Here is a 24778-nt window from a genome sequence, read left to right as displayed (position 1 = left end):
CGTGCTTCGTGGCGGTGGTCGCACCGATAGTCTCGAAGGGCGATCCGGCCCCGGGACCGATCGCGAACACGCGAGAACGAGGTGAGGGGATGGCGATGGGCCGGTACAGCGAAGCGTTCACCCAGGCGGCCGAGGATCGTGAGAGCTTCTGGCTCGACGCCGCCGCGGCGGTCGACTGGACGACCCCGCCGACACGGGCCCTCGACGACTCGGCGGCACCGTTCTATCGGTGGTTCCCCGACGCGGAACTGAACACCTGCCACAACGCACTCGACCGACATGTCGCTGCCGGGCACGGCGACCGGACGGCGCTGATCTGGGACTCCGCGATGACCGGTCGACAGCGCGAGATCACCTACGCCGACTTGCTGGACGAGGTGTCCCGGTTCGCGGGAGTCCTTGCCGCGCAGGGAGTCACTGCCGGCGATCGCGTCGTCGTCTACATGCCGATGATCCCCGAGGCGGCCATCGCGATGCTGGCGTGCGCGCGTATCGGCGCCGTGCACTCGGTGGTGTTCGGCGGCTTCGCCGCCCGCGAGCTCGCCACCCGCATCGACGATGCCGAACCGGTGGCCGTCGTGACCGCCTCGGGCGGTCTCGAGCCGGGACGCACCGTCGAATACCTGCCCATGGTCGCGAGGGCGATCGAGTTGTCGGCGGTGCCGCCGCGGACCGTCATCGTCAAGAACCGACCGGAGGTCGACGGAAGCGCTGCCGACCACGACGGCTGGCTGGACTGGGACGAGGCAACGAGTGGCGCCGATCCGGTCGAGCCGGTGACGGTGGCGGCGACCGACCCGCTCTACATCCTGTACACCTCGGGAACCACGGGGAAGCCCAAGGGCGTGGTCCGCGACAACGGTGGTCACGCGGTCGCGTTGACCTGGTCGATGAAGAACATCTACGACATCTCGGCGGGGGACGTCTGGTGGACGGCCTCCGACGTCGGATGGGTCGTCGGGCACTCCTACATCGTCTACGCGCCGCTGTTCGCCGGCGCGACGACGGTGATGTACGAGGGCAAACCGGTGGGCACACCCGACGCGGGCGCGTTCTGGCGCGTCATCGCCGACCATGGGGTGAAGGCGCTGTTCACCGCCCCCACCGCCATCCGCGCCGTGCGCAAGGCCGATCCGGACGCAGCCGAGCTCGGCAAGTACGACACCTCGTCGCTCGAAACACTCTTCGCCGCGGGCGAGCGACTCGACCCGGACACGTTCACCTGGGCGTCCAAGGTGCTGGGCATACCGGTCGTCGACCACTGGTGGCAGACCGAGACCGGCTGGGCGATAGCGGCGAACTGCCGTGGCCTCGAACCGATGCCGATCAAACCGGGGTCGCCGACGGTCCCCGTGCCGGGCTTCCGGGTGGGCGTCGTCGACGCCGAGGGCACCACGCTGGGTGCCGAACGGGAGGGCAACATCGTCATCGGCCTGCCGCTGCCGCCCGGCACCCTCGCCGGGCTCTGGCGCGACGAGGAACGGTACCGCAAGTCGTATCTGTCGGCGTTCGACGGTTATTACCTGACGGGTGACTCCGGCTACGTCGACACCGACGGTTACGTCTTCGTCCTGGGGCGCTCGGATGACGTGATCAACGTTGCCGGACACCGCCTCTCGACCGGCAGTATCGAGGCGGTCGTCGCATCCCATCAGGCGGTTGCCGAATGCGCGGTCATCGGCATCCACGACGAGCTCAAGGGTCAGCGTCCCAGTGGATATGTGGTGCTCAAATCCGGTGTCGACATCGAACCCGACACGCTGCGGGACGAGCTCGTCGCGATGGTGCGGGAGGAGATCGGCGCGGTTGCCACCTTCCGCGATGTCACCGTCGTCCCGGCCCTGCCGAAGACGCGCTCGGGCAAGATCCTGCGGAAGACGATGCGCCAGATCGCCGATCACGAGGAGTACACGGTCCCGTCGACCATCGAGGACCCCGACGTGTTGACCGCGCTGGCCGAACAGCTCAAGGGCTGACTGCCGTGCTCGACACCGTGTTACGCCTCGCGATTCGATTGGTTCCGTTCGTGGGCCTGGTCGGCACCGTCATCACGACGGGCATCGACGCGCTGACTCCCGGTGGTGACCTGGGTCGGGACCTGCTCGAGAACTCCGTCCTGTGGATGATCGGGGTGCAGGGCTGGATGACCGGCTGTGGGCACATGTTCTTCGGTGAGCCGATCGCCGAGTCCATCGGGTGGCCGGCGAAGACGCCGTGGCAGTGGGAAGTGGGGCTGGCGAGCCTCGCGACGGGCGTATTGGGCGTGATCGCATCGGGTTTCGGCGACGAGTTCACCCTGGCCACCATCATCGCGTTCGCGGTGTTCTACCTGGGTGCCGCGGTCGGGCACGTGCGCGAGATGGTGACACGTCGGAACTTCGAGCCCGGCAACGCCGGCCCCATCTTCGTCTTCGACGTCTTGGTCCCGGTCTATCTGATCGTGTTGTTCGCGGTCGTGACATAGCGCAGACTTGCCGGGTGCACGACGACGAGCACGGCGAACTGCCGATCGACCCGGACGAGCGACCCCTGCACCTGCGCGTGCACGCGATCGGCTGGGTGTTCGCGGGCGGCATCGTCGGCACGGGATCGCGGTTCTGGGCCGAGGAGACGTTCCCGTTCGTCGAGGGGCAATGGCCCTGGGCGACGTTCGGGGTCAACATCACCGGCGCCTTCGTCCTCGGTGTCCTGCTCGAGGCGCTCGTGCGGTTGGGCCAAGACGAAGGAGTGCGCCAGCGCATCCGGTTGTTCGGCGGAACGGGTCTTTGTGGGGCCCTGACCACCTACAGCACGTTCGCGTTGGAGATCACCGAGCTCACGCGGGCATCAGCTGTCGTGACTGCGTTGCTCTACGCGATCGTCAGCGTCACGCTCGGCGTCGTCGCCGCGGGATGCGGCATCGGCCTCGCGTCGACGCTGCCTTCGCGGACGGCCCGGGCATGATCACCCTCGCGATCCTGGTGGCCGGCGCGCTGGGCGCGGTGACGCGCTTCGTCGTCGACGGCTGGTCCAAGCAGCGGTGGCCGACGATCACACCGTGGGGGACCTTCGGGATCAACGTGACCGGATCGGCCCTGCTGGGGGTGATCGCCGGATCGGTGATCTTCCACGGTGCCCCACACGAGCTCCAGGCGATACTCGGCACCGGATTCTGTGGCGGTTACACGACTTTCAGCACCGCGGGTTTCGAGACGATCCGATTGGCGCAGCAGGGTTCGAGGCTTCGTGCCGTGCTCTATGCGGTGGGTTCGCTGATCGGTGCGGTGGCCGCGTGCGCGGGCGGGATGACAATTGCCTGGGCGGTGTGATCGCCCAGGCAATTGTCGACGCAACGCGGTACTTCTATGCTGCGCTGCTCACTTGAGTTCGGCGCTGCTCTTGTTCAGTACACGCCGCGCGATGATCAGATTCTGGATCTGTTGCGTGCCCTCGAAGATGTCGAGGATCTTCGAGTCGCGGGCCCACTTCTCCACCAGCAGACGCTCGGAGTAACCGAGGGTGCCGGTCAGCTCGACGACCTTGTTGGTGACGTCGGTGGCGGTGCGCCCGGCCTTGGCCTTCGACATCGACGCCTCGGTGGAGTTCGGCTGCTTGTTGTCGGCCATCCACGCGGCGCGCATCGTGTGCAGATAGGCGGCTTCGAAATCGGCCTCCATGCGCAGGAATTCGGCTGCCGCGGCGTGCTGGTCGGCGGCCGGGCGGTCGTAGTCGACCTCGATGCCCGCCTCGTCGAGGATGCGGCGCAGCTCCTCGAGGGCGGCGCGGGTGACTCCCACGGCCATGCCGGCCACCAAGGGACGGGTGTTGTCGAAGGTCTGCATGACCCCGCCGAAACCCTTCTTGGTGTCGACCTCGGGGGAACCGAGCAGGTTCTCCTTGGGGATGCGGCAGTTCTCGAAGCGGATCGCCGCGGTGTCGGAGACCTTGATACCGAGCTTGTGCTCGAGTCGTTCGACGGTGACGCCCGGATGCGTCCGGGGGACCACGAAACTCTTGATCGCCGCGCGGCCCAGGCTCTTGTCGACGGTTGCCCACACGACGATGTGCGTCGCACGGGAACCCGCTGTCACGTAGATCTTCTCGCCGTTGATGACGTACTCGTCGCCGTCGAGGGTGGCAGTGGTGGAGACCGCGGCCGAGTCGGAGCCGAAACCGGGTTCGGTGATGGCCATGGCCGCCCACACCTTGCCGAACCGCTCGAGCTGCTCGTCGGTGGCGACCGCGGCGATCGCCGAGTTGCCCAGACCCTGGTACGGGATGCTCAGCATGAGACCGACGTCGCCCCAGGAGGTCTCGATCACGTTGACGACGGACTGCATGTTGCCGCCGTTGACCACGGCGCCCTCGGCCCGCGGCTTCTCCTTCTTCTGCTGGCTACGGCCGCCGTCGGCGCCCGCGCCGGCCTGGCCGGTCTCGGAGAGCCCGTCGTAAAGGCTTGCCAGCGTGTCGAGTTCGACGGGGTAGTCGTGCTCCCGCAGGTCGTACTTGCGGGAGATGGGCCGGAAGATCTCCGCCGCCGCCTGATGTGCCTGATCGACGGTGACGTGCAGCTTCTTCGGGAGTTCCAGATTGATGCTCATGTCGGTGCTTTCGATGTGTGTCGAGACAGATCAGAGGACGACGATGCCTTCGCCGATGCCGGCGCCGCGGAGATCGCGGTACCAGCGCTCGACGGGGTGCTCCTTGGTGAATCCGTGGCCGCCGAGCAGCTGGACGCCGTCGAGACCGATCTGCAGGCCCTTGTCGATGGTCAGCTTGCGGGCGAGGGCGGCTTCGCGGGCGAAGCTCAGGCCCTGCTCGGCGCGCGCGGCTCCGCGCAGCGTGACCAGGCGGATGGAGTCGACCTCGGTGGCCATCGTGGCGACCATGAAGGCCACCGCCTGGCGGTTGGAGATCGGCTCGCCGAACGCCTCACGCTCGTTGACGTAGGGGATCACGTAGTCCAGGACAGCGCGTGCGGTACCGGCCGCGAGAGCCGACCAGCCCAGACGCGAGAGGCGCACGACGTCGCGGAAGGCGGCCGTCGCGGCGTCGCCCTCGCCGCCGACGATCGCGGTCGCGGGCACGGCGACGTCCTGCAGGAGCAGACGGCCCATCCCGGCGGCACGCACACCCATACCCGGGTCGGCCTCGACGATGAGTCCCTTGGTGTCGGACTCGACGAGGAACAGCGCGGGCTTGCCGTCGAGCTGGGCGCCGACGATGAACAGTTCTGACGATCCGGCGGCCGGGACGAACGACTTGACGCCGTTCAGCCGGAATCCGCTGGGGACGCGAGTCGCTTTGGTGCTCAGCGCGAACGCGTCGAAGAGGGGGCGCGGTTCGGCGATGACGACCGCCGACTGCGGCACGTTCTCGCCCGCGTAGTCGGGCAGATAGGTGCGCTGCTGCTCGTCGGTGCCGAAGTTGGTGAGCGTGGTGGCCACGCCACTCGGTGCGAGGAGGGGGAGCGCGAGGCCCATGTCGCCGTAGGCCATGGCCTCGGCGACGAGCGCGTTGGTCACGACGCCACGCTCGGACGCGGCGCCGTCGAACTCCTCGGGAACGTTGATCATCGTGATGCCGAGTTCGGCGGACCGCTTGACCAGGTCCTCCGGCGCGGCGGCCGCGGCATCGGCATCGTGGGCCGCCGGACGCAGGATCTCGGTGGCGAATTCCTTCACCGTCTCGGCGATCATCTGCTGTTCGTCATCAGGGGTGAGATTGAAGTAGTCCTTGGGGGCGCTGGTCAGGCGCTTGGCCTCACCCGAACCGCCACCCTGGGCCGCCTTGAACGCACGGTTGGCCGCCCCGAGGGTCTGGAAACCGGTCTTGGTGCCCTGATACGCGATCCGGTTGATGGGCTCACGGATGTTGTACTTCTCGGCGAACTCAGAGCCCGTGACGGTGGTCAGGACACGCATCGCGGTGCCGATGAAATTGCGCGGGTGCGGGTTGCGACCCACTGCGGAGGTGTCGCGCGGTTCGGTGTGAGTTGTCATGATCACCAGCCGTTTCTTCGGAGTCGCCCGGTCGGGGCTCTGCATGGATCTGCATGTGGATGGGGTGTGTTCGGACCGATCTTACTCGGTGGTAAGTCCACACCTTACTGCCGAGTAAGAAGTTTGTCACGCACTTGTCCGACGCCCCGGCGCGGGGCACCCGCTAGGCTGACCACATGTCCGTCGAACGGTCCTCCCACCTGGGCTTATCGTCTACTCAAGTCGTGGGCGCGACGACGGTGGCCGTGGTCGGCGGAGCCGCCCTGGGGGCGGCGACGATCCTGCGTCCCGCAGGGGTGGCCAGTGGCCCGCAGGTGTGCCCGTTCGCGGCCATGACCGGACTGCCGTGTCCCGGGTGCGGTCTGACCAGGAGCTGGGTCGCGTTCATGCACGGCGATGTCGGCGCGGCGTTCACGTTCAACGTCTTCGGCCCTCTGCTGCTGATCCTGACGGCGGTCACGGTCGTCGCCGCGATCGTCACGCTGGCCCGTCGGCGACGATCCCCGCTCGGGGGCTGGCGCGACATCGTGCTCGGGCCGGCCGGTGCCGTACTCCTGGGTGTGTGGCTCACCTACGGGCTGCTGCGGATCGTCGACGCGGCGACGGGCTGGGGGTTCTTCCCGCTCGTCGTGTGAGAGGGCAGAGTGGACGTATGCAGATCACCCACTTCGGCCACTCCTGTCTGCTCGTCGAGATCGACGGCACCAAGGTGCTCTTCGATCCGGGGAACTTCTCGCACGGCTTCGACGGCATCAGCGGTCTCGACGCCATCCTGATCACCCACCAGCATCCCGATCACTGCGACGTCGCGAAGCTCCCCGACCTGGTCGCAGCGAATCCCGACGCCATCCTCTACGCCGATCCGCAGACGACGGGTCAGCTCAACGCCGATGACGTCGCCGGGAAGTGGACGGCGGCGCGCAGCGGCGATCAGATCGAGATCGGTTCGCTCACCGCGAGGTTCACCGGTGGCCGGCACGCGGTGATCCACCCGGAGATCCCGGTCATCGACAACGTCGCGTACATCCTCGGCACCGCCGAGAAGCCGGGACAGTTCATGCACCCGGGAGACTCGTTCTACATCCCCTTCGAGAGCGTCGATGTCCTCGCGCTCCCGTCGGCGGCGCCGTGGATGAAGCTCAGCGAGTCCGTCGACTACCTGCGCGCCATGGCCCCGCGCGTCGCGGTGCCGATTCATCAGGCGATCCTGTCCGACGCCGGCAGCGGCATCCATTACGGACGTCTGGCCGACATGAAGGACGCGGCAACCGAGTTCACGGTGTTGGACCAGGAGAGCGCGACGGAGGTCTGAGGGGCGAGGAGTGGTTCGCCCTTCGCCGGTCAACCGGCAGGCGACCTCATGACGGACGCAACGCCTCCAGCACCTCGTCGTGCAACAGTCCGTTGCTGGCGACCGCGCTCCCGCCCGCCGGCCCGGGAGCTCCGTCGAGTGCGGTGAAGCGCCCGCCGGCCTCGCGGACGAGGATGTCGAGCGGTGCGAGGTCCCACAGGGAGACCTCCGGTTCCGCGGTCACATCGACGGCGCCCTCGGCGACGAGACAGTAGTTGAAGAAGTCCCCGTAGCCGCGGACGCGCCACACGCGATCGGTGAGGTCGATGAACTGCTCGCGCACCCCGCGGTCGGCCCAGCCGGAGAGGCTCGAGAACGCGAGGCTGGCCGAACCGAGGTCGCCGACCCCCGAGACCGACAGGCGCCGGACGTCCTGGTCGTCGAATCGGGCGTGTGCACCGAGACCCGTTGCGGCCCACCACCGTCGACGAAGTGCAGGCGCCGACACGACGCCGACGACGGGGACGCCGTCGATGAGGAGCGCGATCAGGGTCGCCCACACGGGCACCCCGCGGACGAAGTTCTTGGTGCCGTCGATGGGGTCGACGACCCACTGTCTGCCGGTGAGTGCGGCGTCGCCGCCGAACTCCTCGCCGAGCACGGTGTCGCCCGGGCGCCGAGCCGAGAGTCGTTCCCGCAGAAGCGTTTCGCACGCCAGGTCGGCATCGGAGACCGGCGTCAGGTCTGGTTTGTCCTCGACCCGCAGGTCCACCGCCCCGAATCGGTCCATGGTCAGCGCGTCGGCGGAATCGGCGAGCGACAACGCGAGTTCGACGTCATCGCTGAACGTCACCGCCGAGCCTGGGTTCATCGCGCCGGGGTCGGACGAGCCTGCGTTCAGCGGGCCGGGGGGTACGGACATGCCCGGTAGGGTAGCCGTCATGTGGCTCACCGTGACGTTCACCCTGTTGATCGCCGCGCTGGTGGTGGCGCTCGTCGTCCAGTGGCAGCGCGGGCGCAACCCGCAACCGCTGTCGGCGGCCAAGGCCTCGCAGTTCGTGCAGGGCACGTTCACGATCGTCGGGGTCTCCGACCGGGACGAGGAGCCGGCCCACAGTGCGACCGACAAGAACGGTCAGCGCTTCTGCACCATCTCGGGGACCATCGTCGGGCCCGAGACGAATCCCACCGACGTGTACGGGACGCTGGTCCTCGGCGCGGGCGATCCTTGGCCGCAGATCGGCGACGATCTGCCGGTCCTCTACAAGCCGAACAAGGCGGCGACGTCGTGGCGGTTCGGTGTGATGCCCGACGCCGGGCCCGACCCGCTCTGATCCTGCCGGGCGCCTCGGCGTCGCACTGTCGGTACTCTGGATAACCGTGCATCCCGACGTGACCGCAGACCTCGAATCTCTCGACGCCACCTTGACCACCGTGGAGAAGGTGCTCGACCTCGAGGAGCTCCGTCGACGCATCGACGAGCTGGAGATGCAGGCATCCGACCCCGACCTGTGGAACGACCAGGACCACGCCCAGAAGGTCACCAGCGAGCTGTCCCACGCGCAGTCGGAACTGCGGAAGGTGTCCGAACTCCGCCAGCGCCTCGACGACCTGCCCGTGCATTACGAACTCGCCGACGCCGAAGAAGGTGACGACAAGGCCGCGGCCGTCGCGGATGCCGACGCGGAACGGGAGAGCCTGCGTGCCGACATCGAGGCGATGGAGGTCAAGACGATGCTCGCGGGTGAGTACGACTCGCGCGATGCCCTCGTCAACATCCGTTCGGGTGCCGGCGGCGTCGACGCCGCGGACTGGGCGCAGATGCTCATGCGCATGTACATCCGATGGGCTGAGCAGAAGGGCTACGGAGTCGAGGTCTACGACACGTCCTATGCCGAGGAGGCGGGCCTCAAGAGCGCGACCTTCGCGGTGAAGGCGCCGTACATGTACGGCACCCTCTCGGTCGAGCAGGGCACGCACCGGCTCGTGCGCATCAGCCCGTTCGACAACCAGAGCCGCCGTCAGACGTCGTTCGCCGAGGTCGAGGTGCTGCCCGTGGTCGAGACGACCGACCACATCGACGTCGACGAGAACGACATCAAGGTCGACGTCTACCGGTCGTCGGGTCCCGGCGGCCAGTCGGTCAACACGACCGACTCCGCGGTCCGGCTCACCCACCTCCCGACCGGCATCGTCGTCACCTGTCAGAACGAGAAGAGCCAGCTGCAGAACAAGGCGTCGGCGATGCGCGTCCTGCAGGCCAAGCTCCTCGAGCGCAAGCGTCTGGAAGAACGCGCCGAACTCGACGCGCTCAAGAGCGACGCCGGCTCGAGCTGGGGTAACCAGATGCGCTCGTACGTGCTGCACCCGTATCAGATGGTGAAGGACCTCCGGACCAACGTGGAGGACAACAACCCCACCGCGGTGCTCGACGGGGACCTCGACAAGTTCATCGAGGCCGGCATCCGCTGGCGGATGGCGACCGCCGAAGCGTGATGGCACCCTCCGGAGATCTGTGGCTCGCCGCCGCGCCGAGCCCGACCGAGCTGCTCGTCAGCCGGGTCTACGTCTGGCTCGCCACCAACGGGCTGGAGATCGTGATCTGGATCCTCGGCGCGGTCCTACTCGCCCGGCTGATCCGCTGGGGCGCCGACAAATACGCCTCGCGGGTCGAGTCCCGCTTCTCGACGAGCGACCTGATCGTGCAGACCGAGGACGCCAAGCACCGGCGAGCGCTGGTCGACGTCGTCGCGTGGACGCTCATCGTCGTCATCGCGATCATCGTCATCGTCCACTCGCTGTCGGTGTTCGGCATCCCGTTGAGCGGCCTGACCGGACCCACCGCGGTGATCGGTGCCGCGCTCGGTTTCGGCGCGCAGCGCATCGTGCAGGACATCCTCGCCGGGTTCTTCGTCGTGGCGGAGAAACAGTACGGATACGGCGATGTGGTCAACCTGACCGTCACGGGCAATGCGCCGGCCGAGGGCACCGTCGAGGATGTGACCCTCCGCGTGACGAAGCTGCGCACCGCCGAGGGCGAGGTGATCACCGTGCCCAACGGTCAGATCGTCAAGGCCACCAACCTGTCCAAGGACTGGGCACGCGCCGTCGTCGACGTCCCGATCCCGTCGGAGGCCGACATCGGGCTCGTCAACGAGACCCTCGACCGCGTCGGGCACGAATTCTACGCGCTGCCGCAGTGGCATGACCTGCTGCTGGACGCGCCGTCGTCGCTGGGCGTCATCAACATGGAACTCGACTCGATCACCGTGCGGATGGTCACCCGCACCCTGCCGGGCAAACAGTTCGAGGTGGGTCGCGCCCTCCGCGTGCACATCATCCGGGCGCTCGCCCGTGAGGGCATCAACGTGGCCGCGCGCGACGTCCGGGCGGCCGGTGGACCGCCGGCGGCGCACGCGGACCAGGGCAACCGGGACGGGGGCGAGTGATGACCAACCCTCGAGATCCCGAGCATCGGGACCCGGGCGATCACGACTCCGGGCCGGACGGGGCGGACACGCCGGACCCCGGATCGCGGGACGGCGGATCGAACGGCCGGGAGCCGCGTCGAGGCACCTTCGACTGGGGACACATCGCGCGCACAAGGGTCCGGACCAGCACTGCGATCCTCGTCGCCGTGTTCATCGCGTGCTGCATTCTGTACGGATACACCTCGCAGCGTTACGGCGTCGTCGACCCTCCGGCGCGACCCGCGCCCACGTCGACGACGCAGACGGTCGAGCCGTCGTACGAACCCCCGCCGTCCAGCTTCTCCTCGACCACCGAGGAGTCGTCGTCGACGACGGATACGAGCAGCGGGGTCGACGGCACCGAGGGCACGTCGGGGACCGATACGCAGGTCCCGACGACGACCACCACCCGGCCGACCGTTCCGGGCCTGCCGAACATCCCGCTCCCCGGTTTCGGCGGCCAGACGCCGACAACCACGGTTCCGACACGCTGACGGCCGCTGTCGCCGCAGGTCAGCGGTGTCCGAATGGCTGTGTGTCGTGCCTGAACGGACTCTCAGGCGTCGTCGTTACACTGGCACATCGTGATCAAGCTGGAGAACGTCACGATGCAGTACAAGGCGTCCAGTCGACCGGCTCTGAAAGACCTGAGCCTGGAGGTCGACAAGGGGGAGTTCGCTTTTCTGATCGGTCCGTCGGGATCGGGAAAGTCGACGTTCTTCCGTCTCTTGCTCAAAGAGGACCGTCCGACGAGCGGCGACGTCTACGTCGGCGAGTTCCACGTCAACCGGTTGCGTGCCCGCACGGTTCCCAAGCTGCGTCAGTCCATCGGCTGCGTGTTCCAGGACTTCCGTCTGCTGCAGAAGAAGACGGTCGCGGAAAACGTGGCCTTCGCGCTCGAGGTGATCGGGCGCCCACGGTCGACGATCCAGCGTGTCGTCCCCGAGGTGCTCGAGTACGTCGGGCTGGAGGGCAAGCACGATCGGATGCCCACCGAGCTGTCGGGTGGTGAGATGCAGCGCGTCGCGATCGCCCGCGCGATCGTCAACCGGCCGCTGGTCCTGCTGGCCGACGAGCCGACGGGCAACCTCGACCCCGAGACCAGCGAGGAGATCGTCGACGTTCTCGACCGGGTCAATCGTCGCGGCACCACGGTCATCATGGCCACCCACGATCGTCACATCGTCGACGCGATGCGCCGTCGTGTCCTCGAGTTCGACAACGGTCAGCTCGTCCGCAACGACCCGCAGGGTGTGTACGGGATCGGCTGACGAGACCGGCAGTCGACACGACCGCACCCACCGACCCACGGCCGCCATCTTTCAAGGGACTGTCTGAGCAGACATGCGAGCGAATTTCATCATCAGCGAGGTTCTCCACGGACTCCGCCGCAACGCGACCATGACCATCGCGATGATCATCACCACGGCGATCACGCTGGGTATGTTCGGCGGCGGTCTGTTGGTGATCCAGATGGCGGACAAGAGCCAGCAGATCTTCCTCGACCGGGTGGAGATGGAGTTCTACCTCAACCCCGAGGTGACCGAGCGGGATCCGCAGTGTGAGTCCGACCCGTGTGCCCAGCTGCGGAGGGGACTGGAGAACGAACCGGGCGTCACGTCGGTGACCTACCTCGACAAGGATGAGGCCTACAAGCGGGCCAAGGAGATCTTCGCCAACAACCCCGACCTCGCCGAGAACATCGTCGAAGGGACCCTGCCTGCCTCGCTGCGCGTCCGGGTGTCGGATCCAGCTCAATTCGACGCGGTCCTGACCAAGTACGCGCCCCGAAAAGACCTGGGCGTCGACGCGTTCAAGGACGACCGGAAACTCGTCCAGCGCATCTTCAGCGTGCTCGACGGAGTGCGCAACGCGACGTTCGCCATCGCATCCGTCCTGGCGATCGCCGCGATCCTCTTGATCATCAACACCGTTCAGATCGCCGCCTTCACCAGACGGACCGAGGTCTCGATCATGCGCCTGGTGGGCGCGACCCGGTGGTACACGCAGTTGCCGTTCCTGTTGGAGGCGGTGGTGTCGGCCTTTGTCGGTTCGGTGCTCGCCATCGGCGGGTTGCTCCTGGCCAAGAAGTTCTTCTTCGACAACGCGTTACGCGAGTTGTACGGCGTCAGCTTCTTCGCCCGCATCGAGGTGACCGACGTGTTGTTCGTCGCACCGTGGCTGGTGCTCGGCGGAATTGTGTTGGCGGGCGCGACCGCATATGTCACGCTTCGTGTCTATGTCCGGGAATGATCCGTCGGTCCCAGCGGTTCACGACATTCGCTGTAGACGACAGGGTCATCAGCAAGGCGAGGAGGTGAGTGCATGCCGAAGGAGAAGGGACGCAATGTGATTGCGTCCAACCGCAAGGCGCGGCACAACTATGCCATTCTCGACGTCTACGAGGCCGGGATCGTGCTTGTCGGCACCGAGGTCAAGAGTCTGCGCGCGGGCAAGGCCTCGCTGGTCGACGCCTTCGCGACGATCGACGACGGCGAGGTGTGGCTGCACGCCCTCCACATCGCCGAGTACGGCAACGGATCGTGGACCAACCACTCCGTTCGGCGCAAGCGCAAGCTGCTCATGCATCGGCGCGAGATCGACAACCTCGTCGGCAAGATCCGCGACGGCAATCTCACGCTGGTGCCGCTGTCGATGTACTTCAACGACGGCAAGGTGAAGGTCGAGCTCGCGCTGGCCCGCGGTAAGCAGGCCCACGACAAGCGGCAGGACATCGCCAAGCGCACGGCGCAGCGGGAGGTCGAGCGCGAGGTCGGGCGTCGGGTCAAGGGGATGGGCTGAGTCAGCCTCCGGTCTGGTCCTGCTCCTGTGACGGCGCCCCGGGCGGCGTTCCCTCACCGTCCTGCTCGTCGGACTCGGAGCCGCTCTCACCGTCTCGGTTCTGTCGGCCCGGCAGGCCGCCCATCCCCGGCTGACCCATCTGTGGTCCGCCCATCTGCGGTCCACCTCCCATCCCTGGCCCGTTGCCGCCCTGCTGCCAGACGGCGGAAGTTGTGGGCCGCTCGGACGTCGTGTCGCCGGTGATGTAGCCGGCGCCGAATCCGAGTGCGCCTGCGACGATGGCCAGTCCGGCTGCGCCGGCGATGAGCGCCGACCGGGCCGGTGCGGTCTTCGGGGCCACCGGACGTGGTTTGGCGACCGGGCCGTGCGAGGCGGCGGGGTCGCTTGCGCCGGTGGACTCGTAGGAGTTCGCTCCGGGGGTCGGCTCCGGGCTGATCGGCGTGGTCGCGGCGTCGTCAGGTGTCCGGGGTGCCTGCGGGGCCGGGGACGCGCGGTCGGGTTCGTGCTCGCCGGGGGTCGGGGAGGTCATGTCGGTCTCGCTCTCGTCGGTCGGCCGAAGTCCGTCCTCGGCTCACGAGGTCTCCACGATCCCGCCGGCGCCTTGGCCGGGCCTGGCGGTGAGCTGTGAATGAGCTGGCAGCTCAGCCGACTCCGCCATTCGCGCGGCTGGTCGTCGTCACGCGGCGCGATCCGCGCCGGTCCACTCCGCCCGGTGCAAGGTCGAGACATCCGCACTGGGGCGGTAGATGCGCTCGTAGCGCTCGATGTCGGTTCGTCGTAGGAGTGGTGTCAGCGGGTCAGCGGACACGATGTCGCCGCCGGAGGTCCGTGATCGGCGGCTGAGCGCCGACTGGCGCCGGAAGCACGCGACAGACGTCGTCACGAAGACGGCCATCGCGACGCCGAACGGCCAAGCGGGAGCACCGACGCCGCCGGCCAGCGCCACCACGAACAACCCGAGAAACAGAAACCCGAGAAGCAGGATCAGATAGCCGATGAAAGCCAGAGATGTCGATCGAGGTGTGTCGCGCACGACGAACTCCTTTCGTTGGATGGTCCCGACCCAGATCGCTACACTCACTGTAGCGCTACGCTACGTGTAGCGTTTCGTGGCGCGGTAGTATTCCTGCCGGCAACGGAACCGGGATCGGCGGGAAACGGGAGGTGACCACGACGTGGCAGGCGGCAGCGGCCCGAAAATAGTCCGTTCGACCCTCGAACTGCTCCGGACCCGCGGACCGGCCGGGGTCACGATCGAGAGCGTGGCCGCTCATTCCGGGGTGGCGCGTACGACGATCTATCGCCGCTACCGAAACCGGAACGAGATGCTCGGCGCAGCTCTGCTCGACGTCGCCGTCGTCGAGCCGCCCGATGCGGACCTTCCTGCGGAGGCCCGGCTGCGCTGGGTGGTGAGCCACGCGGCGTCGATGGTGGTCGACGGGATCGGTTTCGGCGGCATGGCGGCTCTCCTGACCGATTCCGATCCTGAGTTCGGCGTGCTCTTCAGGCAAGTACTGGCGCGGCATCGCGCCGAACTCAGGGAGGTCATCGACGCGGGTAAGCGGCGTGGTCAGTTCGCGGCGTCGATGGAGCCGGAGATGCTGGTCGACGGCATCGTCGGGGCGCTCGTCGCCGAACGCGCTCGCACCGGAGGTGTCGCCGACGACTGGGAGGACCGAACCGTCACGGCCTTCGCTCCCATGGTCTTCGCCGCCGGAAGTGACCCCCGCCGGAGGTCTCCGGGGAAACGGGAATGAACTCTGCGGAACGAGTTGTTAGACTGAAGTGCTCGCTGACTGAGGTCGGCGGGTCCTACTCGGGGCTGATCGGTTTCGACTTCGTGCGTCGAGATAGGGGAAGCGTGTCGGTGCAGGCTGGAGACCACCGTAAGCGTCGCAGCAACCAATTAAGCGCCGATTCCAATCAGCGCGACTACGCCCTCGCTGCCTAAGTAGCGCCGGCTAGTCTGTCGGCCCGGGTTATGCTCCCAGACCCGGATGCCGGCATCATCTATGGGAGCTCACCGTCCTCGCCGGTCGCGGGTGAGGTCGGAACACCAAACAGCGACTGGGATCGTCATCTCGGCTTGTTCGCGTGACCGGGAGATCCAAGTAGAGACATAGCGGACTGCACACGGAGAAGCCCTAACAACACGACGGAGGACCCGGGTTCAATTCCCGGCAGCTCCACGAAGGCGCCCCACCTGTTTACGCAGGTGGGGCGCCTCCATTCTTCATTTCAGGGTCGGTGGGTAGGCCACCGTGACAACAATCTCACCTCACTCGCGCGCGGCGCCCATACGGTCGGCGACCTGATCAAGGTCGTCGTCGGGCGCTTTGCCATAGAGAGCGGTGGAGCTCGCGAACCGCCGGAAGTCGAATAGGGATTGGCGGGCCTAGCACCATCGGATCCGCGGCCCGCGACGGCTGGCGGTTACCAGTGCGCCATCTTGGCCGGGTGTAGCGGCGTGACGTCCATGCCGCGCCAGCAGTGCGTCGGAGCCGGCGGGGGGCGTCCGCTGTTCGTCGAAACGTGTCGGCTACTTCGGCTGCACAGCGCTCGGGATAGATTTCACATCAGGCGGCGACACGGTTGACGCTGCGCAGGTGAAGCGCTGCCAGTTCGCCCAGCGAAGGCAGTAGTGCACGAGGTACGCGAGCATCATGACCCCTCCACGTGCGGTAGATCTCACCGGCGAGCTGGTCGATCTAAACGTGTGAGAGTGGTTGCGACCGAGGTCGAGGCAGTTTTCGTTGGAGTCCAGCGCGCTCTCGAAAGGACCGCCTGATCAATTTGAGCCATCCAGAACCGAAGATCGTTGCTAGGGCAACATGGTCGGCCCCGTGTGCACGGTGACACCGCCGTGCTGGGACCGACCTGCGGCATACACCAGCCCCGGCACGGACGTCGTCGCATTCGCAAGCGGTACTCGTTGCCGTCCGGTTAGATAGGGGAATTGATGCGTTCGGGAGGTTGCCGCCTCGCGACAGATGATGCCGCTAGGGGAGGGTGGAGGGTGGATGAACCAAGCAGAGGTGGAGGCGTTCTTCACACAGCGCGGTGTTGAGTATTCCGTCAAGAGTCAAGAGCATTGTACTCAAGTGAGAGCGAAGTCGGGAGAAGTGGTGAACTTCTTCAATACCGGTACCGTGCAGATTCAGGGAAAGAACACTCCGCTTTCGACAGAGTTGCGCACATGGAAAAACGAGGGCAACCCGTTACCGATCGGTGAAGACGAGATTGGCATTCAACCTAATCCTGGTCCGAACAAGAACGTTTTCGTAGTGTACGGACACGATACGGCCGCGACGGATGCACTGGATCTCCTTCTGAGGAAAATGGGACTGAAGCCAATCATACTGGCTAACCTCCCGGCGGCCGGAGATACTATTATAGAAAAGTTGGAGAGGTATCTGAGGCAGTCTGGAGACGTTGGCTACGCATGCGTATTACTAACGCCTGACGACGTTGGTCATGTGGCCACAGAACCGGGACCTCCAAAACCGCGCGCACGTCAGAACGTCATTCTAGAACTGGGCATGGTACTCGCGAATCTCGGTCGTAAACGCGTTGCAATTCTCTATCAAGAGGACGTGGAGAAGCCCAGTGATATCCATGGCCTACTATATCTCCCGTTTAAGAATAAGATCGAGGAAGTAAAGTCCAAGCTTTTCAAGGAACTGCAAGCGGCAGGGTATACGCCGGATCCGGAAGCGCTGTAGGTTTGGATCCTCTAGCATCGACTCTTTATACTGCGCCAGCCGGCTTGATCGGATCATTGTTCGAAGAGGCGAGGCTAGGCGGACTGGTTGCAGTAACAATTGCCTCGTGCGCCACGCTAGTGGGGAGGGGTGCGGTTTATCTTCACATCAAAAGATGTGATGTTTCAGAAGTCGCAGCAATGAGATCGTGATCAGTCAATTCTAACTATCTGAAACATGTAATGACGAACAATAAAGGCATGAGGCAGAACGGATGCAGATAAATTCTAAGGCCAAGAACATTCAAGAGTGTTTTCAGGACTGTCTCTATGAAGTGCCGAATTTTCAACGTCCCTACAGCTGGGAGGATGACCAGCTTGAGGACTATTGGAACGACGTTGCGCTGGCCAAGAGTGACTTCTTCTTCGGAACGACAGTTACATGGATCAGTCAGCGACGCAATCTCTTCCGGAACACCTTCTCTTTGATTGATGGGCAACAACGAATTACCACCAGTGCGGTTGCGCTCTCCGTCGTGCGTGATTCGTTTACCTTGATAGGTGGTTCGGTTGATGACAATGAAGCCGACGCGCATTCGCGAGTCACCGAGCAGATAGCGATTACACAGAAGTATCTCGTAGCTAAGGACGATAACTCGGAGGAGTATGCAGTCCTAACGCGACCTGAGGACATGTTCTGGGAAGTTATACAGAAACCGGATTCGATACCGTCTGGCGCAACTTGGGACGCAAGCGCGAAATTGGTCGGTAAAGCACGGGGGTTCTTCGAGAATAAAGTGACTGCCGAACTCGAGCAGTTACCTGATCTGGAAGCGAAGATGACTCGATTGAAAGAGCTTCGCAACAACATCCTCCAGGCGCGAGTTATCCAGGTCGAACTCGATGCCGAAGAAGATGCTTTTCTTATCTTCGAGACGCTGAACACCAGGGGGGCGGATCTGAAGCTTGCTGACCTGGTGAAGAACATGCTCGTGAGAGGTATCTCGAAGGAGCCTCGAGATAGAGGCGCTGTCGCAACGCGCTGGCAGAGAATCGTGGATAATGTAACTGGTTATGGCGACGAGCCGGACTCAATCAACCGATTCATTTGGCAGTCTTGGAACTCCCGTCGAGATGCGGTGAAAGAACCGGAACTATACAAGGAGCTAAAACGGTTCATTCAGGCGGGGTATATAACGCATGAGTCCTATCTTTCGGAGCTAGAGGTGGATGCTGAAATCTACTCCCACCTCGAGCGCAGACAAGAATTTCCGGCAAAGAAAACGGGCGTTCGCCAAGGTTTGTCTATTGCAGAGGTGCAGGATTCTATTCGTGCCTTAGAGGTCTTCAATGTCTCGGTTGCGAATTCGGCAATTGTTGCGTTGATTCGAAAGTTTAATGAGACTAACTACATAACCGAAAAGCAGTTGAAGCGCGCTGTCGCCGCCATTGAGAACTTTCATTTCCAGTTTAGTGCAATGGCGAGTAGTGGTTCGACCGGTGGGACGCGAGGCCGGTACAACCGATTTTCGGTGACGTTAGAGGATTCAGGCTCAAAGAGAGAAGTTAGCGAAGCCATCGACGATTTCGTTGCTCGGCTGCGGGGCAGTCTACCAAATACTTCCGTCGTGACGGGCTCATTTGTCAAGTTGGCGTATGCACCTGGAATGACGTTGAATGCCGCGCAGCGAGCACGCGGTTCAAGTGATTTGATTCGATACGTTCTCTTAACAGTTGCAAAAAGGTTGGGGCAACTCCCCTCGCCGCTCGATACGAGTGCGTGGACTATTGAGCATATCGTTCCCCAGAAGTCCGCTTCGAGTTCGTTCGACGATCCGGTATTTTCAGTAGGAAACCTTACGCTGCTCAGCGGTTTGGCCAATTCTGGAATCGGCGATCAGGCGTTCAAGCAGAAACGTCGGGTGCTTAGCAATTCTGGAGTTCCGAAAGATTCGAGCCTAGAGCGATGGTTCAAACAGAAGGCTAGCTATGGGCCGACTGTGCGAGACATTCAGAAAAGGTCCGAGGAGCTTGCTAAATTGGCTGTAGAGACGATCTGGGTGGTTCAGTGACAATCTATCTGAGTAACCGCGTCGCCCGGCGCCACTCTTACATCCCGGGAGTTTGGTCTTGGCCGAGGTCGCATTTCGAGTTTTCTGAACGACTGTGAGCCTGGGAATTCCGTGATGAGTCAGCGTTCATGAATTGCGGGAGCCGGCGGCCATAGTCCGGGAGGTCCGTATCCGCCTTCGCACTCTCCCGCCGACGGCGCCGCGTGGTGAGGACGCCATGGGTCGGGCTGAACAGGTAGACGACAAAGAACGCGATGCCCTGGACGAGGACGACCATCCCGCCGGGGGAGGTGTCCTGGTAGTAGGAGACGTACAGGCCGATGACACCGCAGATCGCGGAGATGGCGGGCGCGATGATCAGCATCCGCCCGAAGCGATCGGTGAGCAGACGTGCGGTCGCTCCCGGGATGATGAGCATCGCGACCACCAGGACTATGCCGACCACCTGCAACGCGGTCACCGCGGTCAGCGCGAGCAGCGCGAGGAGACCTGCGCCGAGCAGACGCGGGCTCAGGCCGATGGCGAAGGCGTGGGTCGGATCGAAGGCGTACAGGGTGAAGTCGCGTCGTTTCAGCACGAGGAGCACCGCGACGATCGCGCCCAGGATGGCGATCTGCACGAGGTCGGAGGTCGAGACGCCCAGCAGGTTGCCGAAGATGATGTGGTTGAGGTCGGTCTGGCTCGGCGTCACCGAGATCAGCACCAGTCCGAGTGCGAAGAGCGTCGTGAAGACGATGCCGATCGCTGCGTCCTCTTTGATACGACCGCCGTCGCGAACCACGCCGATCAGGGCGACGGCCACGAATCCGAAGATCACCGCGCCGACAGCGAACGGGATCCCCGCGATGTAGGCGAGGACCACGCCGGGCAGGACCGCATGCGAGACGGCGTCGCCCATGAGCGACCAGCCGATCAGCACGAGCCAGCACGACAGCAGTGCGCACACGACCGAGGAGATGAGCGTCGCCCACAGGGCACGGGTCATGAATGCGTACGCGAACGGGTCGAGGAGGAGATCGATGATGGTCACGACGCTTCTTCCTCCCGGCGATCGAGTGGGCGCAGATCGGAGACGGGGCGGGCGAGGGGGTCGAGTCCGAAGGCCCGCACGAGGTTGTCGGTGGTGATCACTTCCGCGGGACGCCCCTGCGCGATCACCCTGCGCATCAACAGGATTGCTTCGTCGGCCAGCTCGGGTAGGACCTGCAGGTCATGGGTGGACACCAGGATCGTCGTTCCGGCGTCGGCGAGTTCGCGCAGCAGTGTGGTGATGGTGGCCTCGCTGCGTTTGTCGACGCCGGCGAACGGCTCGTCGAGCAGCAGGATCGACGCCTCCTGAGCGATTCCACGCGCAACGAAGGCCCTCTTGCGCTGACCTCCGGACAACTGACCGATCTGGCGGTCGGCGAAGTCGCCGAGTTCGACGCGCGCGAGCGCTTCGTCGACGGCGACGTGGTCGGTGCGTTTCGGGCGTCGCGTGAACCCGAGGTGGCCGTAGCGGCCGGTCAGGACGACGTCGCGCACCGAGATCGGGAAACTCCAGTCGATGTCCTCGGACTGTGGCACGTAACCGAGGACGCCCGCCCGACGGGCGGCGGCCGGCGTCCGACCGCCGAGAGTGACGGAGCCGGTGGTCGGGGTGACCGACCCCACGATCGTCTTGAACAGCGTCGACTTACCCGACCCGTTCATGCCGACCAGTCCGCAGATCCGGCCCGCCGGGACCCGAACCGATGCGTGGTCGAGGGCGAGGATGTCGCCGTACCGGACGGTGACGTCGTCGACTGCGATGGCGTGGCCGGTCGGGGGAGGAATCGCGGTCATGTGTTGCTCCCGGTCAGGCCCGACACGATGGTCGCGACGTCGTGGCGGATGAGGTCGAGGTAGGTGGGTACCGGGCCGTCGGCCTCGGACAGCGAGTCGACGTAGAGCGTTCCGCCGAATCGGGCGTCGGTCGCGTTGACGACCTGCTTCATCGGGGCGTCCGACACCGTGGACTCGCAGAAGACCGCCGGAACATCGTTGGCGCGGACGAAGTCGATGGCCGCGGCGACCTGCTGCGGTGTCGCCTGCTGCTCGGCGTTGACCGGCCAGATGTAGCGCTCGGTGAGCCCCGCGTCGCGGGCGAGGTAGGAGAAGGCGCCCTCACAGGTCACCAGTGCGCGCTCGTTGGCGGGCAGTGCGTCGAGTGCGGTGGTGAGGTCGGTCTGGACCTGCTGGAGTTGTGTCTTGTACGCGGTCGCGTTGGATTCGAAGGTCGCGGCACCGTCGGGGTCCAGCTCGCTGAACGCCGCCGCCATGTTGTCGACGTAGATCTGCACGTTGACCGGACTCATCCACGCATGCGGATTCGGTTTTCCCGCATAGGCATCCGACGCGATGTCGATCGGTTCGACGCCCTCGCTGACGACGACGTGACGGACGTCGAGGTCGTCGACGAATTGCGCGAACCAGGCTTCGAGATTGAGTCCGTTGTCGATGACGAGCGAGGCGGTCGCGGCGCGCCGGATGTCGCCGGGAGTGGGTTCGTACCCGTGGATCTCGGCGCCCGGTTTGGTGATCGACTCGACCTTCAATCGATCGCCGGCGACCTCGGACGCGATGTCGGCGAGCACGGTGAACGTCGTGAGCACAACCTTCTCGTCGGGCAACCGGCTCGACAACGTGCAGCCCGCGATGACGGTACCCACGACAGCCAGCAGCGCTCCGAGGGAGACGAGCCGACGACGAGCATGCTTGGGCATGCCGACACTATAGTTTCGGTTACCCGAACTTTCTAGTCAGGCGGGTCCGAGCTCCCGCCGCGAACTGGACGCGCGAACTCGTCGACCGCGACTATCGGCGCATCGCGAGGAGATGGAACTCGGCGAAGCGATGGGTGTCGTCGGCGCGTTTCACGGTGCGCCATTCTTCGTCGAAACCGGCCTCGGCCAGCGCCGCCGCCATTCGATTCGGGTGCCAGCGCCACGCGGGCGCCACGCGATGGTCGAATTCGACGGTTTCGTCCACCTCGGTGGTCTGTCCGGCGATCAGCACGACACCGCCGGACCTCATGCGTGCGGCCCAGCCGTCGAGAATGCCCGGGACGGATTCGGGCGGCACGTGGATCAGGCTGAATCGTGCGACCATCGCCGCGATGTCGACTTCGTCGAGCTCCGTCGAGGTCAGCCGTGCATCGTCGAGAACGAAGCGAAGGCCGGGATGCGAGGCCCTCGCGATCCGCAGCATCTCCGCACTCGGATCGGCGCCGATGACGTCGAGACCCGCGGCGGCCAGTTCCGCCGTCACACCGCCCGGCCCGCAGCCCACGTCCAGCACGGTTCCGGGCACCTCACTCCCGCGGACGTGGTCGACGAAGGCTCTGATCACCCCGTGCTGCAACGCGTTCGAGAACGGAGACGGGAACGTCTCGGCGTACAGGTCGGCGAGGGCGTCGTAACCGGGCTGGAACCCGACGATGTCGTCTCCGGCACTCATGCGATCCGGACTCCCCGAGGTAGCTTGCCCGCAGGGATCCGCAGACGACGTGCTGCGACAACGTATCCGAGCCCGCCGAACACCAGGTAGATCCCCAGGCCGACGTACCACGAGTGGCCCATCCCGGACGTCTCGTGGGCCGCTTCGCGGGCGCGATGGCCGGTGCGGTCGCCCTCGTCGATGTAGCCGAAGGAGATGTCGGCACACGTCCGCGGACCGATGTAGGGACCCGCCCGAACCGCCGAGAGTGTCCGCGAGATCTCCTGGGCTGCCGTGCTGTCAGACGTTCTCAGCGGGTTCTCCGGTGGAGAGGACACGGCGTCGGCCACGATGAAGAACGGATTCGGGGCGAGGAGCCACCAGATGCGTTCGTGGTGGTGGAACTCTTCCTCGCGGGTGACCTCCTGACACGTCCAGGTGGGCGTCGGGCTCGATGGGTCCGTCACCGTGGTGTCGGTGCGGATCACCGAGTGCAGTTGTGCCGTCGTCGGATACAGGAGACCGAACGCCACCGGCAGGCCGAGGAGGAGGAAGAAGACGGCAGACTGCGTCAGCACCGCGGATCCCGCCGGGCGCGCTGTCACCGCGGAGAATCCGAGTCCGATGCCTGCGTACGACGCGAAGACGAGTGCCAGGACGACGATGCCGAGCACGCTGCGCCAGATCGACTGGGGCGCTTCGACCAGGCCCCAGATCAGGTACGGTGCGGCGACGGCGACCAGGGCGATGCCCGCCACCCAGCTCCCGATGAGTTTGCCCAGCGCCAGTTGCCAATTGGTGATCCCGGTGTCCTGGACCACGGCCAGGGTCGCGTCCTTGCGGTCACCGTTGATCGTGGTCGCCGCCAGCGTGGGAGCCACGATGATCCCGAGCAGCAACAGGAAACCGATGAGGAGCCCGTACAGGTTCGACGCCCATCCGGTGTAGGTGCCGCCGAACACCCCCACGGCCAGGTACAGGGACCCGAAGACCGCCAGCGAGGTCACGACGAAGGCCACGATGAGCGAGGCCTTCCATCTCGTCGTCCGCAGCCGCTGACGTAACTCGAGTTCGACGATGACCCCGACCATCCGCCACCACGACGCGAACCCTGTTCGCGGTGAAGCGTCCGAAGCGGCCGCCTGGTGCAGGTTCGTGTTCATCGGCGCTCCGGGTCGAGGGCGAGGTAGGCGTCTTCGATTCCGGTGGACACGGGTGCGAATTCGCTGACGGCCGCACCGGAGGACACCAACTGAGCGAGGTGCCGTGCGGCGGCGGACTCGTCGTCGAATCGAACTTCCCGTACCTGCCCGGGCGGCTGCCCGACGAACCGGATTCGCCACACCCCGCCGACCGCGCCCTGCGGCGTGCGGGTTCGGCCCTCGGTCATCAGCACGACGTCGTCGACCATCTCCTCCAGCTCGGAGAGGATGTGCGACGACACCAGGATCGAGCACCCGTCGTCGGCGAGGCGGCGGAGTTGGCCGCGCAGGTCCATCCGCGATCGTGGGTCCATTCCGGACGCCGGCTCGTCGAGCAACAGGATCCGGGGCTGGTGCACCAGGGCTCGCGCGAAGCCGAGGCGCTGTTTCTGGCCGCGCGAGAGCTCGTGCGCCGGCCGCGTCGCGAGATCGGTCAGGTGAACCAGCTCGAGGAGTTCGGTGGCGCGCTGCCGGGCCTGGGTGGTGGGCATTCCGTACAGCTTGGCGAAGGTCGTCAGGATCTCGTGCGCCGTGAGGCTCTCCCACGTACCGAAGATGTCCGGCATCCACCCGGTCAGCCGTCGCATGTCCGCCGGGTTCACCGGCGCGTCGTCGACGACGATCGTTCCGGTGTCGGGGGCGAGCAGGCCGGCGAGGAGCAGGAGCAGAGTCGTCTTGCCCGCCCCGTTGGGGCCGACGAGCCCGGTGATCCTGCCGGATCTGAGTTCGAGGCTCGCATCGGCGACGGCGGTGTGCCGGCCGAAGGTGCGCGAGAGCCCGGTCGCGACCAGTGACATGCCTCGA

27 protein-coding genes and 1 other RNA gene are annotated in these 24778 nt (G+C 65.3%); 17 read left to right on the top strand and 11 right to left on the bottom strand.

What is annotated here, in order from left to right; translation table 11 throughout:
- The first annotated feature begins 95 nt into the window (after nucleotides 1-95).
- From ACSUZC_RS16650 to crcB, 4 genes are read left to right on the top strand one after another with little or no spacing between them, the layout of a single operon-like run.
- The gene (locus tag ACSUZC_RS16650) at nucleotides 96-1976 is read left to right on the top strand and encodes a propionyl-CoA synthetase (protein WP_439029611.1); all 1881 of its coding nucleotides are present in this window, start codon (nucleotides 96-98) and stop codon (nucleotides 1974-1976) included.
- Between the two features lie 5 nt (nucleotides 1977-1981).
- Complete coding sequence (locus ACSUZC_RS16645) at nucleotides 1982-2464, top strand: DUF6790 family protein (RefSeq protein ID WP_439029610.1); 483 nt, start codon at nucleotides 1982-1984, stop codon at nucleotides 2462-2464.
- Nucleotides 2465-2478: 14 nt separating this feature from the next.
- A complete protein-coding gene (locus ACSUZC_RS16640; RefSeq protein WP_439029609.1) occupies nucleotides 2479-2943 on the top strand; it encodes a fluoride efflux transporter FluC in 465 nt (154 codons plus the stop codon).
- A complete protein-coding gene (gene crcB / locus ACSUZC_RS16635; protein ID WP_439029608.1) occupies nucleotides 2940-3308 on the top strand; it encodes a fluoride efflux transporter CrcB in 369 nt (122 codons plus the stop codon). The genes ACSUZC_RS16640 and crcB overlap by 4 nt, the downstream gene beginning before the upstream one ends.
- Before the next feature lie 48 nt (nucleotides 3309-3356).
- Here crcB and ACSUZC_RS16630 read toward each other — a convergent pair whose 3' ends face one another.
- Both ACSUZC_RS16630 and ACSUZC_RS16625 read right to left on the bottom strand, forming a co-directional pair.
- Nucleotides 3357-4580 (bottom strand): acyl-CoA dehydrogenase family protein, encoded by a 1224-nt coding sequence (locus ACSUZC_RS16630; protein WP_439029607.1) that lies wholly within the window; start codon nucleotides 4578-4580, stop codon nucleotides 3357-3359.
- Between the two features lie 30 nt (nucleotides 4581-4610).
- Nucleotides 4611-5981 carry an acyl-CoA dehydrogenase family protein gene (locus ACSUZC_RS16625; protein WP_439029606.1) on the bottom strand — a complete coding sequence of 457 codons (1371 nt, stop codon included), beginning with the start codon at nucleotides 5979-5981 and terminating at the stop codon, nucleotides 4611-4613.
- 176 nt (nucleotides 5982-6157) lie between these two features.
- Here ACSUZC_RS16625 and ACSUZC_RS16620 point away from each other — a divergent pair, with 176 nt between their 5' ends.
- Together ACSUZC_RS16620 and ACSUZC_RS16615 are read left to right on the top strand one after the other, a co-directional pair.
- Complete coding sequence (locus ACSUZC_RS16620) at nucleotides 6158-6616, top strand: DUF2752 domain-containing protein (protein WP_439029605.1); 459 nt, start codon at nucleotides 6158-6160, stop codon at nucleotides 6614-6616.
- A gap of 17 nt (nucleotides 6617-6633) precedes the next feature.
- Nucleotides 6634-7293, top strand: coding sequence for an MBL fold metallo-hydrolase (locus ACSUZC_RS16615; RefSeq protein ID WP_439029604.1), 660 nt, complete (start codon nucleotides 6634-6636; stop codon nucleotides 7291-7293).
- Between the two features lie 46 nt (nucleotides 7294-7339).
- Here the strand turns inward: ACSUZC_RS16615 and hisN are convergent, their stop codons facing one another.
- Nucleotides 7340-8194: a histidinol-phosphatase gene (gene hisN / locus ACSUZC_RS16610; RefSeq protein WP_439029603.1), complete on the bottom strand. Its 855-nt coding sequence runs from the start codon at nucleotides 8192-8194 to the stop codon at nucleotides 7340-7342.
- Between the two features lie 19 nt (nucleotides 8195-8213).
- On the opposite strand from hisN, the gene ACSUZC_RS16605 reads away from it, so the two are divergent.
- From ACSUZC_RS16605 to smpB, 7 genes are all read left to right on the top strand, one after another.
- The gene (locus ACSUZC_RS16605) at nucleotides 8214-8606 is read left to right on the top strand and encodes a hypothetical protein (RefSeq protein ID WP_439033155.1); all 393 of its coding nucleotides are present in this window, start codon (nucleotides 8214-8216) and stop codon (nucleotides 8604-8606) included.
- 46 nt (nucleotides 8607-8652) lie between these two features.
- Complete coding sequence (gene prfB, locus ACSUZC_RS16600) at nucleotides 8653-9768, top strand: peptide chain release factor 2 (protein WP_439029602.1); 1116 nt, start codon at nucleotides 8653-8655, stop codon at nucleotides 9766-9768.
- The gene (locus ACSUZC_RS16595) at nucleotides 9768-10721 is read left to right on the top strand and encodes a mechanosensitive ion channel family protein (RefSeq protein WP_439029601.1); all 954 of its coding nucleotides are present in this window, start codon (nucleotides 9768-9770) and stop codon (nucleotides 10719-10721) included. The genes prfB and ACSUZC_RS16595 overlap by 1 nt, the downstream gene beginning before the upstream one ends.
- Nucleotides 10721-11236: a hypothetical protein gene (locus ACSUZC_RS16590; RefSeq protein ID WP_439029600.1), complete on the top strand. Its 516-nt coding sequence runs from the start codon at nucleotides 10721-10723 to the stop codon at nucleotides 11234-11236. Before ACSUZC_RS16595 ends, ACSUZC_RS16590 begins: the two co-directional genes overlap by 1 nt.
- Before the next feature lie 90 nt (nucleotides 11237-11326).
- On the top strand, nucleotides 11327-12013 hold the full coding sequence (ftsE, locus tag ACSUZC_RS16585) for a cell division ATP-binding protein FtsE (protein WP_439029599.1): 687 nt from the start codon (nucleotides 11327-11329) through the stop codon (nucleotides 12011-12013).
- 73 nt (nucleotides 12014-12086) lie between these two features.
- The gene (gene ftsX / locus ACSUZC_RS16580) at nucleotides 12087-12995 is read left to right on the top strand and encodes a permease-like cell division protein FtsX (RefSeq protein ID WP_439029598.1); all 909 of its coding nucleotides are present in this window, start codon (nucleotides 12087-12089) and stop codon (nucleotides 12993-12995) included.
- A gap of 72 nt (nucleotides 12996-13067) precedes the next feature.
- On the top strand, nucleotides 13068-13544 hold the full coding sequence (gene smpB / locus ACSUZC_RS16575) for an SsrA-binding protein SmpB (protein ID WP_010844498.1): 477 nt from the start codon (nucleotides 13068-13070) through the stop codon (nucleotides 13542-13544).
- Nucleotide 13545: 1 nt separating this feature from the next.
- Here smpB and ACSUZC_RS16570 read toward each other — a convergent pair whose 3' ends face one another.
- Nucleotides 13546-14073 carry a hypothetical protein gene (locus ACSUZC_RS16570; protein ID WP_439029597.1) on the bottom strand — a complete coding sequence of 176 codons (528 nt, stop codon included), beginning with the start codon at nucleotides 14071-14073 and terminating at the stop codon, nucleotides 13546-13548.
- A 147-nt stretch (nucleotides 14074-14220) separates the two neighbouring features.
- Entirely contained in the window at nucleotides 14221-14577 is a 357-nt protein-coding gene (locus ACSUZC_RS16565; RefSeq protein ID WP_439029596.1) for a hypothetical protein, read from the bottom strand.
- A 142-nt stretch (nucleotides 14578-14719) separates the two neighbouring features.
- Between ACSUZC_RS16565 and ACSUZC_RS16560 the strand changes: the two genes are divergently transcribed.
- The 4 genes from ACSUZC_RS16560 to ACSUZC_RS16545 all read left to right on the top strand — a co-directional run bounded on the left by ACSUZC_RS16560 (nucleotide 14720) and on the right by ACSUZC_RS16545 (nucleotide 19316).
- Nucleotides 14720-15301, top strand: coding sequence for a TetR/AcrR family transcriptional regulator (locus tag ACSUZC_RS16560; RefSeq protein WP_439029595.1), 582 nt, complete (start codon nucleotides 14720-14722; stop codon nucleotides 15299-15301).
- Between the two features lie 61 nt (nucleotides 15302-15362).
- Nucleotides 15363-15736: a transfer-messenger RNA gene (gene ssrA, locus ACSUZC_RS16555) on the top strand.
- Nucleotides 15737-16564: 828 nt separating this feature from the next.
- A complete protein-coding gene (locus tag ACSUZC_RS16550; RefSeq protein WP_439029594.1) occupies nucleotides 16565-17266 on the top strand; it encodes a TIR domain-containing protein in 702 nt (233 codons plus the stop codon).
- A 253-nt stretch (nucleotides 17267-17519) separates the two neighbouring features.
- Nucleotides 17520-19316: a DUF262 domain-containing protein gene (locus ACSUZC_RS16545; RefSeq protein WP_439029593.1), complete on the top strand. Its 1797-nt coding sequence runs from the start codon at nucleotides 17520-17522 to the stop codon at nucleotides 19314-19316.
- Between the two features lie 37 nt (nucleotides 19317-19353).
- Here ACSUZC_RS16545 and ACSUZC_RS16540 read toward each other — a convergent pair whose 3' ends face one another.
- From ACSUZC_RS16540 to ACSUZC_RS16515, 6 genes are all read right to left on the bottom strand, one after another.
- Nucleotides 19354-20346, bottom strand: coding sequence for a metal ABC transporter permease (locus ACSUZC_RS16540; protein ID WP_439029592.1), 993 nt, complete (start codon nucleotides 20344-20346; stop codon nucleotides 19354-19356).
- Entirely contained in the window at nucleotides 20343-21140 is a 798-nt protein-coding gene (locus tag ACSUZC_RS16535) for a metal ABC transporter ATP-binding protein (protein WP_439029591.1), read from the bottom strand. Before ACSUZC_RS16535 ends, ACSUZC_RS16540 begins: the two co-directional genes overlap by 4 nt.
- Nucleotides 21137-22060 carry a metal ABC transporter substrate-binding protein gene (locus tag ACSUZC_RS16530; protein WP_439029590.1) on the bottom strand — a complete coding sequence of 308 codons (924 nt, stop codon included), beginning with the start codon at nucleotides 22058-22060 and terminating at the stop codon, nucleotides 21137-21139. The genes ACSUZC_RS16535 and ACSUZC_RS16530 overlap by 4 nt, the downstream gene beginning before the upstream one ends.
- Nucleotides 22061-22151: 91 nt before the next feature.
- A complete protein-coding gene (locus tag ACSUZC_RS16525; protein ID WP_439029589.1) occupies nucleotides 22152-22793 on the bottom strand; it encodes a class I SAM-dependent methyltransferase in 642 nt (213 codons plus the stop codon).
- Nucleotides 22790-23935, bottom strand: a complete 1146-nt coding sequence (locus ACSUZC_RS16520; RefSeq protein WP_439029588.1) for an ABC transporter permease — start codon at nucleotides 23933-23935, stop codon at nucleotides 22790-22792. Before ACSUZC_RS16520 ends, ACSUZC_RS16525 begins: the two co-directional genes overlap by 4 nt.
- The gene (locus ACSUZC_RS16515) at nucleotides 23932-24771 is read right to left on the bottom strand and encodes an ABC transporter ATP-binding protein (protein WP_439029587.1); all 840 of its coding nucleotides are present in this window, start codon (nucleotides 24769-24771) and stop codon (nucleotides 23932-23934) included. Before ACSUZC_RS16515 ends, ACSUZC_RS16520 begins: the two co-directional genes overlap by 4 nt.
- Nucleotides 24772-24778: the final 7 nt, after the last annotated feature.

The sequence above is a fragment of the Gordonia terrae genome, assembly GCF_051789125.1.
GTDB classification, from domain to species: Bacteria; Actinomycetota; Actinomycetes; order Mycobacteriales; family Mycobacteriaceae; genus Gordonia; species Gordonia terrae_A.
This window is presented reverse-complemented; position numbering and strand designations above follow the sequence as displayed.

Bases quoted from the DNA above. Each gene is read 5' to 3' on its own strand.
- ACSUZC_RS16650 (WP_439029611.1), top strand. From the start codon at position 96: ATGGGCCGGTACAGCGAAGCGTTCACCCAGGCGGCCGAGGATCGTGAG.
- crcB (WP_439029608.1), top strand. From the start codon at position 2,940: ATGATCACCCTCGCGATCCTGGTGGCCGGCGCGCTGGGCGCGGTGACG.
- ACSUZC_RS16630 (WP_439029607.1), bottom strand. From the start codon at position 4,580: ATGAGCATCAATCTGGAACTCCCGAAGAAGCTGCACGTCACCGTCGAT.
- ACSUZC_RS16625 (WP_439029606.1), bottom strand. From the start codon at position 5,981: ATGACAACTCACACCGAACCGCGCGACACCTCCGCAGTGGGTCGCAAC.
- ACSUZC_RS16620 (WP_439029605.1), top strand. From the start codon at position 6,158: ATGTCCGTCGAACGGTCCTCCCACCTGGGCTTATCGTCTACTCAAGTC.
- ACSUZC_RS16615 (WP_439029604.1), top strand. From the start codon at position 6,634: ATGCAGATCACCCACTTCGGCCACTCCTGTCTGCTCGTCGAGATCGAC.
- hisN (WP_439029603.1), bottom strand. From the start codon at position 8,194: ATGTCCGTACCCCCCGGCCCGCTGAACGCAGGCTCGTCCGACCCCGGC.
- ACSUZC_RS16605 (WP_439033155.1), top strand. From the start codon at position 8,214: ATGTGGCTCACCGTGACGTTCACCCTGTTGATCGCCGCGCTGGTGGTG.
- ACSUZC_RS16595 (WP_439029601.1), top strand. From the start codon at position 9,768: ATGGCACCCTCCGGAGATCTGTGGCTCGCCGCCGCGCCGAGCCCGACC.
- ACSUZC_RS16590 (WP_439029600.1), top strand. From the start codon at position 10,721: ATGACCAACCCTCGAGATCCCGAGCATCGGGACCCGGGCGATCACGAC.
- ftsX (WP_439029598.1), top strand. From the start codon at position 12,087: ATGCGAGCGAATTTCATCATCAGCGAGGTTCTCCACGGACTCCGCCGC.
- smpB (WP_010844498.1), top strand. From the start codon at position 13,068: ATGCCGAAGGAGAAGGGACGCAATGTGATTGCGTCCAACCGCAAGGCG.
- ACSUZC_RS16570 (WP_439029597.1), bottom strand. From the start codon at position 14,073: ATGACCTCCCCGACCCCCGGCGAGCACGAACCCGACCGCGCGTCCCCG.
- ACSUZC_RS16550 (WP_439029594.1), top strand. From the start codon at position 16,565: ATGAACCAAGCAGAGGTGGAGGCGTTCTTCACACAGCGCGGTGTTGAG.
- ACSUZC_RS16545 (WP_439029593.1), top strand. From the start codon at position 17,520: ATGCAGATAAATTCTAAGGCCAAGAACATTCAAGAGTGTTTTCAGGAC.
- ACSUZC_RS16535 (WP_439029591.1), bottom strand. From the start codon at position 21,140: ATGACCGCGATTCCTCCCCCGACCGGCCACGCCATCGCAGTCGACGAC.
- ACSUZC_RS16530 (WP_439029590.1), bottom strand. From the start codon at position 22,060: ATGCCCAAGCATGCTCGTCGTCGGCTCGTCTCCCTCGGAGCGCTGCTG.
- ACSUZC_RS16525 (WP_439029589.1), bottom strand. From the start codon at position 22,793: ATGAGTGCCGGAGACGACATCGTCGGGTTCCAGCCCGGTTACGACGCC.
- ACSUZC_RS16520 (WP_439029588.1), bottom strand. From the start codon at position 23,935: ATGAACACGAACCTGCACCAGGCGGCCGCTTCGGACGCTTCACCGCGA.
- ACSUZC_RS16515 (WP_439029587.1), bottom strand. From the start codon at position 24,771: ATGTCACTGGTCGCGACCGGGCTCTCGCGCACCTTCGGCCGGCACACC.